The sequence below is a fragment of the Aeromonas sp. QDB56 genome (genome assembly GCF_027705505.1).
Lineage (GTDB): Bacteria > Pseudomonadota > Gammaproteobacteria > Enterobacterales > Aeromonadaceae > Aeromonas > Aeromonas caviae.
Genome location: NZ_JAPDBZ010000094.1, coordinates 1 through 15,691, shown reverse-complemented (window position 1 = coordinate 15,691; position 15,691 = coordinate 1). Strand labels below are relative to the sequence as shown.

The 15,691-nt window shown below is 63.1% G+C and carries 13 protein-coding genes; all 13 read left to right on the top strand.

The annotated features are described in order from the left end of the window. Positions 1 to 205: 205 nt before the first annotated feature. The 13 genes from OKB81_RS14275 (at position 206) to nuoN (ending at position 15,373) form a co-directional block, all read left to right on the top strand. Positions 206 to 610: an NADH-quinone oxidoreductase subunit A gene (locus tag OKB81_RS14275; protein ID WP_039038710.1), complete on the top strand. Its 405-nt coding sequence runs from the start codon at positions 206 to 208 to the stop codon at positions 608 to 610. Positions 611 to 639: 29 nt separating this feature from the next. Next, a complete protein-coding gene (locus OKB81_RS14270) occupies positions 640 to 1,314 on the top strand; it encodes a NuoB/complex I 20 kDa subunit family protein (protein WP_010675028.1) in 675 nt (224 codons plus the stop codon). A gap of 2 nt (positions 1,315 to 1,316) precedes the next feature. Continuing rightward, entirely contained in the window at positions 1,317 to 3,122 is a 1,806-nt protein-coding gene (gene nuoC, locus OKB81_RS14265; RefSeq protein WP_041211563.1) for an NADH-quinone oxidoreductase subunit C/D, read from the top strand. A 72-nt stretch (positions 3,123 to 3,194) separates the two neighbouring features. Then, the gene (gene nuoE / locus OKB81_RS14260; RefSeq protein ID WP_234888640.1) at positions 3,195 to 3,734 is read left to right on the top strand and encodes an NADH-quinone oxidoreductase subunit NuoE; all 540 of its coding nucleotides are present in this window, start codon (positions 3,195 to 3,197) and stop codon (positions 3,732 to 3,734) included. Further along, complete coding sequence (gene nuoF / locus OKB81_RS14255) at positions 3,731 to 5,116, top strand: NADH-quinone oxidoreductase subunit NuoF (protein WP_160838657.1); 1,386 nt, start codon at positions 3,731 to 3,733, stop codon at positions 5,114 to 5,116. Before nuoE ends, nuoF begins: the two co-directional genes overlap by 4 nt. Before the next feature lie 57 nt (positions 5,117 to 5,173). After that, positions 5,174 to 7,903 (top strand): NADH-quinone oxidoreductase subunit NuoG, encoded by a 2,730-nt coding sequence (gene nuoG, locus OKB81_RS14250; protein WP_270805287.1) that lies wholly within the window; start codon positions 5,174 to 5,176, stop codon positions 7,901 to 7,903. Continuing rightward, positions 7,900 to 8,865: an NADH-quinone oxidoreductase subunit NuoH gene (nuoH, locus tag OKB81_RS14245; protein WP_010675033.1), complete on the top strand. Its 966-nt coding sequence runs from the start codon at positions 7,900 to 7,902 to the stop codon at positions 8,863 to 8,865. Before nuoG ends, nuoH begins: the two co-directional genes overlap by 4 nt. Before the next feature lie 90 nt (positions 8,866 to 8,955). Beyond that, the gene (gene nuoI / locus OKB81_RS14240; RefSeq protein ID WP_010675034.1) at positions 8,956 to 9,498 is read left to right on the top strand and encodes an NADH-quinone oxidoreductase subunit NuoI; all 543 of its coding nucleotides are present in this window, start codon (positions 8,956 to 8,958) and stop codon (positions 9,496 to 9,498) included. A 9-nt stretch (positions 9,499 to 9,507) separates the two neighbouring features. Then, positions 9,508 to 10,047: an NADH-quinone oxidoreductase subunit J gene (nuoJ, locus tag OKB81_RS14235; protein ID WP_160838653.1), complete on the top strand. Its 540-nt coding sequence runs from the start codon at positions 9,508 to 9,510 to the stop codon at positions 10,045 to 10,047. Positions 10,048 to 10,126: 79 nt separating this feature from the next. Next, positions 10,127 to 10,435, top strand: a complete 309-nt coding sequence (gene nuoK, locus OKB81_RS14230) for an NADH-quinone oxidoreductase subunit NuoK (protein WP_010675036.1) — start codon at positions 10,127 to 10,129, stop codon at positions 10,433 to 10,435. Further along, entirely contained in the window at positions 10,432 to 12,279 is a 1,848-nt protein-coding gene (gene nuoL, locus OKB81_RS14225) for an NADH-quinone oxidoreductase subunit L (RefSeq protein WP_160838651.1), read from the top strand. The genes nuoK and nuoL overlap by 4 nt, the downstream gene beginning before the upstream one ends. A 69-nt stretch (positions 12,280 to 12,348) precedes the next feature. Further along, positions 12,349 to 13,866: an NADH-quinone oxidoreductase subunit M gene (gene nuoM, locus OKB81_RS14220; RefSeq protein ID WP_160838649.1), complete on the top strand. Its 1,518-nt coding sequence runs from the start codon at positions 12,349 to 12,351 to the stop codon at positions 13,864 to 13,866. 43 nt (positions 13,867 to 13,909) lie between these two features. Further along, complete coding sequence (gene nuoN / locus OKB81_RS14215; protein WP_160838647.1) at positions 13,910 to 15,373, top strand: NADH-quinone oxidoreductase subunit NuoN; 1,464 nt, start codon at positions 13,910 to 13,912, stop codon at positions 15,371 to 15,373. Positions 15,374 to 15,691 lie beyond the last annotated feature (318 nt).

Here is a 15,691-nt window from a genome sequence, read left to right as displayed (position 1 = left end):
AATTTTAGTCATTTAATATCAATGGGTTACCAGTAAATGCTCTCGTGCCATATGACTTATTCGCACCTTCCCTAGCAAAACACAATTTTCATCCCGTTGATTAATAATTAATCCTTTGAAATGACATGTAAATCAGTACGAAAGTGGCATACTACGTAACATCATTGTTAAGTCACATGATTAATTTGGTTAGGGAAAAACCTATATGTTTGCTGATATTGCCGTCCAGCACTGGGCTTTTGCTGTCTATGTCATTGGCGCCATCTGTATCTGCTTGACCATGATAGGCCTGGCGGCCTTGCTGGGGGGACGCGCCTATGGCCGTGCCAAGAACAAACCCTTCGAATCCGGGGTGGATTCCGTCGGCAACGCCCGCCTGCGCTTCTCCGCCAAGTTCTACCTGGTCGCCATGTTCTTCGTCATCTTCGATGTCGAAGCCCTCTATCTCTTTGCCTGGTCCGTCTCAGTTCGGGAGAGCGGCTGGGTCGGCTTCATCGAAGCCACCATCTTCATCACCCTGCTGCTGGTAGGCCTCCTCTACCTGTGGCGCATTGGTGCCCTCGACTGGGCCCCGAAAAAGCGTGTCCTGACTGACAAGAAACCAGACTGAACTACCGATTATCTCTTTGAGGTTGCACCATGAAGTACACCCTGACCCGGATTGACCCGGATGCGCCCGTTGAGCGCTACCCCCAGGAACAGCGCCAGACCGTCGATGATCCACTGGCGCAGCAAGCGACCCGCGGCATCATGATCGGGCGCCTCGAAGAGGTGCTGCAAGACACCGTCAACTGGGGCCGCAAGAACTCCCTCTGGCCCTACAACTTCGGCATCTCCTGCTGCTACGTGGAGATGTGTACCGCCTTCACCTCTCCCCACGACGTGGCTCGCTTCGGTGCTGAGGTCATACGAGCCTCCCCCCGTCAGGCTGACTTCATGGTGATTGCCGGCACCCCCTTCATCAAGATGGCCCCTGTCATCCAGCGGCTCTATGAGCAGTTGCTCGAGCCCAAGTGGGTTATCTCCATGGGGGCCTGCGCCAACTCCGGCGGCATGTATGACATCTACTCCGTGGTACAGGGGGTGGACAAGTTCCTGCCGGTCGATGTCTACATTCCGGGCTGCCCGCCCCGCCCCGAGGCCTTCCTGCAAGCCCTGATGCTGCTGCAGGAGTCCATCGGCAAGGAACGCCGCCCCCTCTCCTGGGTGGTGGGAGATCAGGGGATCTACCGTCCCCAGATGCAATCCGAGAAGGAACGCAAGCGCGGCGAGCGGATCAACGTGACCAACCTGCGCACGCCGGATGAGATCTGATCATGAAACTGACTCGAGAATTCCCAAGCAATTACACCATGGCACAGTGGCAAACCGCCGATCACGCCGATGCCCAGGTGGTCGGCGAGCTGTTCGCCCACTTCGGTGCCGAGCGCTTCACCGTGCAGAGCACCCGTACCGGCGTGCCGGTCATCTGGCTCTCCCGGGATCTGCTGCTGGACGTGATGGGCTTCTTGCAAAAGCTGCCCTCCCCCTTCGTTATGCTGTTCGATCTCAGCGCCACCGACGAACGGATGCGCAGCCATCGCCACGGCCTGCCGGAGAGCGACTTTACCGTCTTCTATCACCTCATCTCCATCGACCGTAACGCCGACGTGATGCTGAAGGTGGCGCTCAAGGAGAGCGATCTCCATCTGCCCACCGTCAGCCGCCACTTCCCCAACGCCAACTGGTACGAGCGGGAAGTGTGGGATCTGATGGGGATCACCTTCGATGGCCACCCCCATCTGACCCGCATCATGATGCCCAAGAGCTGGCAAGGGCACCCCCTGCGCAAGGACTACCCGGCGCGCGCCACCGAGTTTGATCCCTTCATGCTCGATGCGGTCAAGCAGGATCAGGAGCAGGACAACCTGCTGTTCAAGCCGGAAGAGTGGGGCATGGCCCGCGGCAACGAGAACGAGGACTACATGTTCCTGAACCTCGGGCCGAACCACCCCTCCGCCCACGGCGCCTTCCGCCTGGTGCTGCAACTAGACGGGGAAGAGATCCGCGACTGCGTGCCCGACATCGGCTATCACCACCGCGGCGCCGAGAAGATGGGCGAGCGCCAGTCCTGGCACAGCTACATCCCCTACACCGACCGGGTCGAATACCTGGGCGGCGTGATGAACAACCTGCCCTATGTGCTGGCGGTCGAGAAGCTGGCCGGCATCAAGGTGCCGGCGCGGGTCGACATGATCCGGGTGATGATGGCGGAGCTGTTCCGCATCCAGAGCCACCTGCTGTTCCTTGGCACCTACATTCAGGACGTGGGGGCCATGACCCCGGTCTTCTTCACCTTCACGGACCGCCAGAAGATCTACACCATCATCGAGGCCATCACCGGAGCCCGTATGCACCCGGCCTGGTTCCGTATCGGCGGCGTGGCCCACGATCTGCCTGCCGGCTGGACCCGCCTCATCCAGGACAACCTGTTGAGCTGGCTGCCAAAGCGGTTGATGGAGTATGAAAAGGCGGCCATGCGCAACAGCATACTGCGGGGCCGCACAATCGGCGTCGCCGCCTACAACACGGCCCAGGCCCTGGCCTGGGGCACCACGGGGGGCGGTCTGCGTGCCACGGGGCTCAACTTTGACGTGCGCAAATGGCGCCCCTATTCCGGTTACGATCAGTTCGAGTTCGAGGTGCCGGTGGGCAGCAACGGGGACGCCTACGACCGCGCCACCGTACGCATCGAGGAGATCCGCCAGAGCCTGTCGATTATCGAGCAGTGCATGAAAAATATGCCTGAGGGCCCCTTCAAGGCGGATCACCCGCTCACCACGCCACCGCCCAAAGAGCGCACCCTGCAGGACATCGAAACCCTGATCACCCACTTCCTGCAAGTCTCCTGGGGGCCTGTCATGCCGGCCGCCGAGTCCTTCCAGATGATAGAGGCGACCAAGGGGGTCAACAGCTATTACCTGACCAGCGACGGATCCACCATGAGCTACCGGACGCGGATCCGCACCCCGAGTTTCGCCCACCTGCAGCAGATCCCCTCGGTGATCCGCGGCCAGATGGTGTCGGATCTTATCGTCTACCTGGGCAGTATCGATTTCGTTATGTCAGATGTGGATCGTTGAGTCCTCTCGCCCCGGCAGCCGGGGCGAAGGGCAAGACGCGCAGTAAAGGGACAAGCCACAAAAGGTCAAGTCATGAGCCAATGTCAGTGTCACAATAACCAGACCCCACAAGGGCAAGGGGCATGCAGCAGCCAGCAGGGAGATTTCGTCCTGAGCCAGGCTGAGCGCGATGCCATCGAACACGAGAAACACCACTACGAAGATCCCCGTGCAGCCAGCATCGAAGCGCTCAAGATAGTGCAACAGGCCCGTGGCTGGGTACCTGACAGTGCCATCCACGCCATCGCCGCCGAGCTCGGCATCCCCGCCAGCGACGTGGAGGGGGTCGCCACCTTCTACAGCCAGATCTTCCGCCAGCCGGTCGGTCGCCACATCATCCGCGTCTGCGACAGCATGGTCTGCTACATCAACGGCCACGAACAACTGCTGGCCGGGCTGAAAGAGGTGATGGACCTGGCCCCCGGCCAGACCTCCGCCGACGGCCGCTTCACCCTGCTGCCGGTCTGCTGCCTCGGCAACTGTGACAAGGGGCCGGCCATCATGATCGATGACGATACCTATGGCGGACTCGATGCCGTCAGCCTGCTGAAAACCCTGGAGGCTTACCCATGAGCATTCAGCCAGGCAAGACGCTTGCCTCCCTCGGCACCGCCAATCGCATCCCCCGCACCGCCGAGACTCACCCTCTCACCTGGCGCCTGCGGGACGATGGCCAGCCGGTGTGGCTCGAGGAGTATCAGGCAAAACAGGGCTATGAGGCCGCCCGCAAGGCCCTTGGCCAGATGAGCCCGGATGACATCGTCAGCACCGTCAAGGATGCCGGCCTCAAGGGACGCGGCGGCGCCGGTTTCTCCACCGGCGTGAAGTGGGGCCTGATGCCCAAAGACGAGAGCATGAACATCCGTTACCTGCTCTGCAACGCCGACGAGATGGAACCCAATACCTACAAAGACCGCATGCTGATGGAGCAGCTGCCCCACCTGCTGATCGAGGGGATGATCATCAGTGCACGTGCTCTCAAGGCCTATCGTGGCTACATCTTCCTGCGCGGCGAGTACGTGGATGCCGCCATCCACCTGCGCCGCGCCGTGGAAGAGGCCAAGGCCGCGGGGCTCCTTGGCAAGAACATCCTGGGCTCGGGCTTTGACTTCGAGCTGTTCGTCCACACCGGCGCAGGTCGCTACATCTGCGGCGAAGAGACGGCCCTCATCAACTCCCTGGAAGGACGGCGCGCCAACCCGCGGGCCAAACCCCCCTTCCCCGCCGTCTCCGGCGTCTGGGGCAAGCCCACCTGCGTCAACAACGTCGAAACCCTGTGCAACGTCCCCTCCATCATCGGCAACGGTGTGGCCTGGTATCAGGGGCTGGCACTGCCGGGTTCGGAAGATCACGGCACCAAGCTGATGGGCTTCTCCGGCAAGGTCAACAATCCCGGCCTGTGGGAGCTGCCCTTTGGCATCACCGCCCGCGAGCTGTTCGAGGAGTACGCAGGCGGCATGAAGCCCGGCTATCGCCTGAAAACCTGGCAACCGGGCGGCGCCGGCACCGGCTTCCTGCTGCCCGAGCACCTGGATGCCCAGATGTACGCTGGCGGCATCGGCAAGGTGGGCACCCGCATGGGTACGGGCCTTGCCATGGCGGTGGATGACAGCATCAACATGGTCTCCCTGCTGCGCAACATGGAGGAGTTCTTTGCCCGCGAATCCTGCGGCTGGTGCACCCCCTGCCGCGACGGCCTGCCCTGGAGCGTCAAGATCCTGCGGGCGCTGGAGCGGGGCGAGGGCCAACCCGAGGATCTCGCGACCCTGGAACAGCTCGTCAGTTTCCTGGGCCCGGGCAAGACCTTCTGTGCCCATGCCCCCGGCGCCGTCGAGCCCCTTGGCAGTGCGATGAAGTATTTCCGGTCCGAGTTCGAGGCCGGGGTCAAGGCCCCCCATGACAATCACAAGCTGTTCAAGGGTATCCAGCCCAACCTGCTGGGCGAGCGCTGGTAAGCGCCAGGACGCATCGGGCAATAGCCGATTTCATAAAACAGGTTTCAGGGAAGTTGTATGGCAACCATTCATGTAGACGGTAAAGAGTACGAGGTAGACGGGGCAGACAACCTGCTGCAAGCCTGTCTGTCGCTGGGTCTGGACGTCCCCTATTTTTGCTGGCACCCGGCGCTCGGTAGCGTCGGTGCCTGCCGCCAGTGCGCGGTCAAACAGTATCAGAATGCCGACGACAAGCGCGGCCGCCTGGTCATGTCCTGCATGACCCCTTCCACCGATGGCACCTATATCTCCATCGAGGATGAAGAGGCGAAGGAGTTTCGCAAGACAGTGGTGGAGTGGCAGATGACCAACCACCCCCACGACTGCCCGGTGTGCGAAGAGGGTGGCGCCTGCCACCTGCAGGACATGACGGTGATGACGGGCCACAACAGCCGCCGCTACCGTTTCACCAAGCGCACCCACCAGAATCAGGATCTGGGCCCCTTCATCAACCACGAGATGAACCGCTGCATCGCCTGCTACCGCTGCGTGCGCTATTACAAGGATTACGCAGGTGGCGAGGATCTCGGGGTCTATGGCGCCCATGACAACGTCTACTTCGGTCGGGTCGAGGATGGCACTCTGGAGAGCGAATTCTCCGGCAACCTGGTGGAGGTCTGTCCCACCGGCGTCTTCACCGACAAGACCCACTCCGAGCGTTACAACCGCAAGTGGGACATGCAGTTCGCCCCCAGCATCTGCCAGGGGTGCTCGGTCGGCTGCAACATCAGCCCGGGTGAGCGCTACGGCGAGCTGCGCCGCATCGAGAACCGTTTCCACGGTGCCCTGAACCACTATTTCCTCTGCGATCGCGGCCGCTTCGGCTACGGTCACGTCAATCTGACCGACCGCCCGCGCCAGCCCCTGCTGCAGGATGGCAGTGACAAGCTGGCCATCACGGTGGATGGCGCCCTGAACCGGGCCGCGGATGCGCTGCGCACTGCCAGCGGCGTCATCGGCATTGGCTCACCCCGCGCCTCCTTGGAGAGCAACTTCGCACTGCGCGAACTGGTGGGGGCCGCCAACTTCTACTCCGGGGTCGAGCAGAGCGAATGGAAATGCCTGCAGAAGATGCTGGACATTCTGGAGCACGGCGGCGTGCGCACTCCCAGCCTGCGCGACATGGAAGAAGCCGACGCCGTGCTGGTGCTCGGGGAAGATGTCACCCAGACCGCCGCCCGCATCGCCCTGGCCCTGCGCCAGGCAGTGAAAGGCAAGGGGCGCGAAATTGCCCGCAAGCTGAAGGTGGATCTCTGGCAGGTCGCTGCCGTACAGACCCTGGCCCAGAACCAGCGCTACCCCTTGCTCATCACCAGTCTGGATGCCACCCGCCTGGATGACGTGGCGAGCAGCACCCTGCACGCCCCCCACGCGGATCAGGCGCTCCTCGGGTTTGCCATCGCCCACCTGCTGGTCGCCAGTGCACCGGCGCCAACGGATCTCTCCCCCGAACAGCAGGCCCTCGCCGCCCAATGGGCCGACCTGCTTGGCAACGCCAAAAAGCCCCTCATCATCGCAGGCAATGGTGCCCGCAACGAGGCGCTGATCGATGCGGCCAGCAACATCGCCCGCGCCCTCAAGGGCCGTGGCCAGGCCGCGGAGCTTGCCCTCGTGGCTCAGGAAGCCAACAGCGTGGGGCTGGCCATACTGGCCCGGCATGCCGCCCCGCTGGAGGCAGCCCTCGAACGCATGGAAGGGGAAGAGAGGCTTGCCCTGGTCGTTCTTGAGAACGACCTCTACCGCCGAGCCCCCCGCAGCCGGGTGGACGCCGCCCTGGATCGCTTGCAACACCTGCTGGTCATCGACCATCAGGAGACGGCCACCGCGAAGAAGGCGGATTTGGTGCTGCCTGCCGCCAGTTTTGCAGAAGGCGATGGCACCCTGGTCAACATGGAAGGCCGCGCCCAGCGCTTCTTCCAGGTCTATGCTCCCGCCTTCTACAACGCCGATATCCAGGTGCGCGAGAGCTGGCGCTGGCTGGATGCCCTGCAAGGGAGCCAGCAACCGCGTTCGGTTCGCTGGAACACCTTCGACGATGTCAGTCGCGATTGCGCCGCCAGCGCCCCGCTGCTCACCACCATGGGTGAAGCTGCACCCAACGCCGGCCTGCGCATTCGCGGCATGAAGCTCGCCCGGGAGCCGCACCGCTACAGTGGTCGCACCTCCATGCTGGCGAACCAGAACGTGAGCGAGCCCAGAGTCGCCCAGGATCCCGATTCACCGTTCGCCTTCTCCATGGAAGGCTACGCCGGTGCCCGCCAGCCCCTCTCCCAGGTACCGTTTGCCTGGGCGCCGGGCTGGAACTCCCCCTCCGCCTGGAACAAGTTCCAGGACGAGGTGGGCGGCAACCTGCGTGCCGGGGATCCCGGTCGCCGCCTGCTGGAGCCGGGCGAAGGCAACCTGGGCTGGTTTGGCACCATCCCGGCCCCCTTCCAGCCCGCCGCATCCCTGCAGGTGGTGAGCTATGACCAGCTGTTCGGTGGCGAGGAGCTCTCCGCCAGAAGCCCGGTCATCCAGGCTCGCATGGGGGAACCCACCCTGGTACTGAACCCGGCGGATGCCGCGCGCCTGGCACTATCCCCTGACGCACTGGTGGCCTTCTCCTGGGGTGGCAACCACTGGCGCCTGCGTCTTCGCCTGAGCGATGCGCTGGCTCCGGGCCTGGCAGGGTTGCCACTCGGGGTGAACGGCCTGCCGACCGCCCTGCACCATGCCCTGATCGATAACCTGCAGGAGGTCATCGCATGAGCGACTCTCTGATGGATCTGCTGATCGAGGTCGGCAAGGCCCTGGTCGTACTCGTGGGGATCGTGGGGGCTGGCGCCTTCATGAGCTTCATTGAGCGCCGCCTGCTGGCACTGTGGCAGGACCGTTACGGCCCCAACCGGGTTGGCCCCTTCGGCCTGCTGCAACTGGCAGCCGACATGGTCAAGATGTTCTTCAAGGAGGACTGGATCCCGCCCTTTGCGGATCGCCGGATCTTCGTGCTGGCCCCCATCATCGCCTTCACCGCCTTCATCCTGGCGTTTGCGGTGGTACCCATCACCCCCACCTGGGGCGTGGCGGATCTCAACGTGGGGCTGCTCTATATCCTGGCGATCGCCGGGCTGGCGGTCTATGCCGTGCTCTTCGCAGGCTGGTCGAGCAACAACAAGTACTCCCTGCTCGGCAGCCTGCGCGCCTCGGCCCAGACCCTCTCCTACGAGGTGTTCCTTGGCCTCTCGCTCATGGGCATCGTCATCCAGACCGGCAGCTTCAACCTGCGTGACATCGTCGAGGCCCAGGCCGGCATGTGGAACGTGATCCCCCAGATCCTGGGCTTCGTCACCTTCCTGTTTGCCGGGGTCGCCGTCACCCACCGCCACCCGTTTGACCAGCCGGAGGCCGAGCAGGAGCTCGCCGACGGCTATCACATCGAGTACGCGGGCATGAAGTGGGGTCTCTTCTTCGTGGGGGAGTACATCGGCATCGTGCTGATCTCTTCACTCATCGTGACCCTCTTCTTCGGTGGCTGGCACGGCCCCTGGCTGCCGCCCTTCATCTGGTTCGCCCTGAAGACAGCCTGTTTCATGGTGTTCTTCATCCTGCTGCGGGCCTCCCTGCCCCGCCCGCGCTTCGACCAGGTGATGTCCTTTGGCTGGAAAGTGTGCCTGCCCCTGACCCTGCTCAACATGCTGGTCACCGCTGCCGTGGTGCTGATGAATGCGTGAGCAAAACGAGATGGACATGACGATGATTCGGCCGTCTGCGGCAAGGAAACGCCCAGGCGCCAGTGCTGATAAATGTGCAGTGAGGCACCTATGAAAATTACGAGCATTATCAAGGGTGTTGGCACCCAGTTGCGCAGTCTTGGGATGGTCTTCTCCCATGCCTGGCGCCCCCGTGAAACCCTGAGCTACCCGGAGCAGCCGGTCTACGCCGCCCCCCGCTTTCGCGGTCGCATCGTACTGACCCGGGATCCCGATGGCGACGAACGCTGCGTGGCGTGCAACCTGTGTGCTGTTGCCTGCCCGGTCGGTTGCATCTCTTTGCAGAAGTCGGAGCGGGAAGATGGCCGCTGGTACCCGGAGTTCTTTCGCATCAACTTCTCCCGTTGCATCTTCTGCGGCCTGTGCGAGGAGGCCTGCCCCACCACCGCCATCCAGTTGACGCCGGATTTCGAGATGGGGGAGTATCGTCGCCAGGATCTGGTGTACGAGAAGGAAGATCTGCTGATAAGCGGCCCCGGCAAATATCCGGACTACAACTTCTACCGCATGAGCGGGATGGCCATCGACGGCAAACCCAAAGGGGATGCCGAGAACGAAGCCAAGCCCATCGATGTCAAGAGCCTGCTGCCCTAGGAGTCAATCATGGAACTGGCATTCTATGCCGCGGCCCTGGTCGCCGTTTACAGCACGCTGCGGGTGATCAGCACCAGCAACCCCATGCATGCGCTGCTCAATCTCATCATCTCCCTCATCGCCGTGGCCATGATCTTCTTCTGCCTGGGCGCCGCCTTTGCGGGGGCCCTGCAGGTGATCGTCTACGCCGGCGCCATCATGGTGCTGTTCGTGTTCGTGGTGATGATGCTGAACCTGGGGAGCGCCCAGGATCAGGAGAAGAAGTGGCTCACCCCCATGACCTGGGGTGGCCCGGCCCTGCTCTCCCTCATTTTGCTGGGCTTTCTGGCCCACGGCATTCTCGGCGTGACCGGCGGTGAACTGGGTCTGACCGAGGTCAGCGCCAAGGAAGTCGGTATCACCCTGTTCGGCCCCTATGTGCTGGCGGTGGAGCTCGCCTCCATCCTGCTGCTGGCGGGTCTGGTCACCGCCTATCACCTGGGCCGCGAGGACAAGAGCGGGGAAGTGCTCTCCGTGCCTCGCACCACACAGGAAGGAGGTCAGCAATGAGCGACATCCCCGTGGTGATGCATGGCTCGCTGCCGGCAGCCCGCCCCCTTTCCATCCAGCAAGCACAAGGAGCATGGCGATGAGTGGAATTCCCATGGAGCACGGCCTCCTGCTGGCGGCCATTTTGTTTGCCATCGGCCTGTGCGGCCTGCTGATACGCCGCAACCTGTTGTTTATCCTCATGAGTATCGAAATCATGATGAACGCGTCTGCCCTGGCGTTCGTGGTGGCGGGTAGCCGCTGGGCCCAGGCCGACGGCCAGATCATGTACATACTGGTGATTTCTCTGGCGGCAGCGGAGGCCAGTATCGGCCTCGCCCTGTTACTGCTGCTCTATCGTCGTTACCACACCCTGAACGTGGACACTGTGAGCGAGATGCGCGGATGAGCCTCCTATATCTGACTTTCCTGTTCCCGCTGCTGGGATGGCTGCTGCTGGCCTTCTCCCTCGGCCGCCTCAGCGAGCGCACCTCGGCGCTCATCGGTGTCGGCAGCATCGGTCTCTCGGCCCTCACTACCCTGTGGGTCGGCATCGATTTTCTCAATACCATGCCGGAAGGCGGCGTCTATACCCAGACCCTGTGGCAGTGGATGACGGTGGGCGAGTTCCAGCCCGCCTTCCGTCTCTCCCTGGATGGGCTGTCGCTGACCATGCTGGGGGTCGTGACCGGGGTGGGCTTCTTCATCCACCTGTTCGCCTCCTGGTACATGCGCGGGGAAGAGGGGTATTCACGCTTCTTCACCTACACCAACCTCTTCATCGCCAGCATGCTGTTCCTGGTGCTGGCCGATGACCTGCTGTTCGTCTATCTGGGCTGGGAAGGAGTGGGGCTGTGCAGCTACCTGCTGATCGGCTTCTACTACAAGGATCGCAACAACGGCGCCGCCGCCCTCAAGGCGTTCGTGGTGACCCGGGTCGGCGACGTCTTCCTCGCCATCGGGCTCTTCGTGCTCTATCGCGAGCTCGGCACCCTCAACATTCACGAGCTGCTGGTGCGCGCCCCCGCGATGTTCGCAGAAGGCTCCCCTGCCCTGTCGTTCGCCTGCCTGATGCTGCTCGGCGGCGCGGTCGGCAAATCCGCCCAGCTGCCGCTGCAGACCTGGCTGGCGGACGCCATGGCTGGCCCGACCCCGGTCTCGGCGTTGATCCACGCGGCCACCATGGTGACCGCCGGTGTCTACCTCATCGCCCGCACCCACGGCCTCTTCCTGCTGGCTCCCGAGATCCTCCATCTGGTGGCCCTGGTCGGTGCCATCACCCTGGTGCTCGCCGGTTTTGCCGCCCTGGTGCAGACCGACATCAAGCGGATCCTGGCTTACTCCACCATGAGCCAGATAGGCTACATGTTCCTGGCCCTGGGGATCGGTGCCTGGGAAGGGGCCATCTTCCACCTGATGACCCACGCCTTCTTCAAGGCGCTCTTGTTCCTCTCCGCCGGGGCCGTCATCGTTGCGACCCACCACGAGCAGAACATCTTCAAGATGGGAGGCCTGCGCAAATCGCTGCCGCTGGTCTACGCCTGCTTCCTGGTGGGGGGCTCGGCCCTGGCCGCGCTGCCACTGGTGACCGCCGGTTTCTACAGTAAAGACGCCATCCTCTGGCAGGTGCAGGCCAGTGGCCAGAGCGCCCTGCTGTGGGCCGGTCTGGGTGGTGCCTTCCTCACCTCCCTCTACACCTTCCGCCTCATCTTCATCGCCTTCCACGGCAAGGAGCAGACCCAGGCTCACGCCGGACAGGGCCTTGCCCACCATTTGCCACTGCTGGTGCTGCTGGTGCTCTCCACCGGAGTCGGCGCCCTCATCGTGCCACCGCTGGCAGGAGTGCTGCCGGCCGGCCCGGGAGATCACATCGAAGAGGGACGCCATGGCCTCGAGATCCTCTCCGGCGTCATCGCCGTGGCAGGCATTGCGCTGGCCGCCTTCCTCTTCCTCGGCGAACGTCGCCTGGCGAAGGGGATCGCCGAGAGTGCACCGGGGCGGGCTCTGTCCACCCTCTGGTTCAATGCCTGGGGCTTTGACTGGCTTTATGACCTGATTTGGGTCAAGCCCTACCTGCTGGCGACTCGCCTGCTCGGCAAGGATCCGCTGGACAGGATGATGAACCTGCCCGCCGTGCTGGCCCAGGGGGGGCATCAGCTGCTGGCCTGGACCGTCTCCGGCAAGTTGCGCTGGTACGCAGCCTCCATGGGGATGGGCGCCGCCCTGATCCTGGCCCTGCTGCTGCTCGGCTGATCCATGAGCCCAATATTGTGTGGCAGGCTCAGCGCCTGCCCGACTAGAACCTAGATGAGAGCTGATATCGTGACCTTACTCTGGATCTTGCTAATTCCCTTCATCGGCGGCTTGCTCTGCTGGCAGATGGAGCGGCTCGGCGGACAGTTTGTCCGCTGGGTGGCCCTCGCCTCCATGAGCGCCTGTCTGGTGCTCTCCTGCGCCATCTGGCTCGGTGGTGACTTCACCCTCGCCAACCCCGGCCTCCCCGTCTGGGCAGCCGAGTGGCAACAACCCTGGATCCCCCGCTTCGGCATCTCCCTGCACCTCGCCGTGGACGGGCTGTCGCTCCTGATGGTGATCCTCACCAGCTTCATCGGCGTGCTGGCCATCCTCTGTTCCTGGAAGGAGATCGTCCAGCGCATCGGCTTCTTCCACCTCAACCTGCTGTGGATCCTGGGGGGCGTGCTCGGCGTCTTCATGGCGGTGGATCTGTTCCTCTTCTTCTTCTTCTGGGAGATGATGCTGGTGCCGATGTACTTCCTGATCGCGCTCTGGGGCCACTCGGTCACCGATGGCAAGTCGCGCATCAACGCCGCCACCAAGTTCTTCATCTACACCCAGGCGAGCGGCCTCATCATGCTGGTGGCCATCCTGGGCCTGGTACTGACCCACCACGCCGCCACCGGTGTCTTCACCTTCAACTATCAGGAGCTGCTCAACACCCCCATGAGCAGCACGGTACAGTGGCTGCTGATGCTGGGCTTCTTCATCGCCTTCGCGGTCAAGATGCCCCTGGTGCCGCTCCATGGCTGGCTCCCTGATGCCCACAGCCAGGCGCCCACCGCAGGCTCCGTGGACTTGGCGGGCATCTTGCTGAAAACCGCGGCCTACGGCCTGCTGCGCTTCACTCTGCCGCTTTTCCCCGAGGCGTCCGCCGAGTTTGCCCCCTACGCCATGGTGCTCGGCCTCATCGGCATCGTCTATGGCGCCCTGCTGGCCTTTGCCCAGACCGATATCAAGCGGCTGGTTGCCTACACCAGCATCTCCCACATGGGCTTCGTGATGATCGCCATTTACTCCGGCAGCGAGCTCGCCCTGCAAGGGGCAGTGGTACAGATGATTGCCCACGGGCTCTCGGCCGCCGGCCTCTTCATCCTGTGCGGCCAGCTCTACGAGCGCCTGCACACCCGGGATCTGCGCCAGATGGGCGGTCTCTGGGGACGGTTGCGCTACCTGCCCGGCGTGATGCTGTTCTTCTCCGTTGCATCCCTCGGGATGCCGGGGACCGGCAACTTCGTCGGCGAGTTCCTGATCCTCATCGGCAGCTTCCAGGTGGCCCCCGTCATCACCGTCATCGCCACCTTCGGGCTGGTGCTGGCCTCGGTCTACTCCCTCATCATGCTGCAGCGGGCCTGCTTCGGGACGCCCCGGGAGGAGAGCATGCTAAAGGGGCTGGATACCCGGGAACTGACCATGATGCTGACCATCGCCGGCCTCTTGGTGCTGCTCGGTCTCTATCCCCAGCCGGTGCTCGACACCGCCAGCAGCAGCCTCCTGAGCGTGCTGCACTGGTACGCGCTGCCGGGCACGGGGGCGCTGCAATGATGCTTTCTCTTTCGCCTTCCTTGTCCATGTCGGGAGCACTGTCATGACGTTTACTGTTTCTCAACTGCTGGCCCTGCTGCCCCTGTTGCTGACCACGGGTGCCATGGTGGCCCTGATGCTGGCCATCGCCTGGAAGCGCTGTGACGACACAGCCTTCGTGGTCACCATCATCGGCCTCAACCTCGCGCTCTTCTCCCTGCCCATCGTGATGGCCCAGGGGGATCAAGGGGTCACTCCCCTGCTGCAAGTAGACGCTTACGCGGTCTTCTACATGGGGCTGGTGCTCATCGGGGCCCTGGCCACCTGCACCTTCGGTCGCACCTGGCTCAAGGGCTATCCGGACAACCGGGAAGAGTTCTACCTGCTGCTGCTCATCGCCACCGCAGGTGGTCTGGTGCTGGCGGCCTCCCGTCACCTCGCCTCGCTCTTCATCGGGATCGAGATGCTGACCCTGCCCATGTTCGGTCTGGTGGGGTATGCCTATCGCGAGCGGCACTCGCTGGAAGCCAGCATCAAGTACATGGTGCTCTCCGCCAGTGCCACCGCTTTCCTGCTGTTCGGCATGGCGCTGCTCTACGCCCAGGCCGGGAGCCTGAGCTTCAACGATCTCGGTGTGACCCTGGCCCAGAGCCCGGCTCACCATCCGCTGCTGATGGGGGGCTTTGGCCTGATGCTGGTCGGCTTTGCGTTCAAGCTGTCCCTCGCCCCCTTCCACCTCTGGACCCCGGACGTCTATGAAGGGGCGCCGGCACCGGTGGCCACCTTCCTCGCCACCGTGAGCAAGATAGCGGTGTTCTGCGTGCTGCTGCGCTTCTACCTGGCAGTACCCGCCACCTCGGATCCCATGATCCACTGGCTGCTGGCGGCCATGGCAGTCATCTCCATCGTGGTCGGCAACCTCCTGGCGCTGATCCAGACCAACATCAAGCGGATGATGGGTTACTCCTCCATCTCCCACTTCGGCTATCTGCTGGCGGTGGTGGTGGCAAGCCGCCTCGGCGAGATGCCGGTGGAAGCGGCGGGTGTCTACCTGCTGATGTACCTGTTCACCAGCCTGGGGGCCTTCGGCGTCATCAGCATGATGTCCAGCCCCTATCGCGGCAAGGATGCGGACTCCCTGCACAGTTATCGCGGTCTGTTCTGGAAGCGCCCCTATCTGACGGCGGTGATGACGGTGATGATGCTCTCCCTCGCGGGTATCCCCATGACGCTGGGGTTCATCGGCAAGTTCTACCTCATCGGCGTCACCGTCGATGCCAAGCTGTGGTGGCTCAGTGGCGCCATCGTGCTCGGCAGTGCCCTGGGGCTCTACTACTACCTGCGGGTCATGGTCACCCTCTACCTGCGTGAACCCGGCATGCAACTGCGCGATGCCAGGGCCGACTGGGCCTTCTCCTCCGGGGGCCTGGTGGTGCTGCTCTCCGCCATTCTGGTAGTATTGCTCGGCATCTACCCCCAGCCCGTCATCAGCCTGGTGCAGGGCTTCCAACACGTGGTGCTGCGCTAGCCTCAGGTTCAGTTCACACAGCAAAACCGGCCTCCGTGGCCGGTTTTTTTTATGTCCACCAAGGCCAGGTCCGGCTTGCCCGTCTGGCAGGCGATACCAGATCGGCCCCCTCAATCCATGCCATATCCTCCAGCAAGCAGCTGGCGGAGCAGTGGGCTGAAGACGGCCTCGCCCCCATCGTGATCGTCTCCTCCTGCCCTCCCCATTCTCAGACCCATGCCCATAAAAAAACCGGCCACAAGGGCTAATGCCAGTCAGTTAAGCCTGACTGGCATTGTTTTTACTAGGTTTTCTCGTCGCATACTTCTGTGGTTTGGC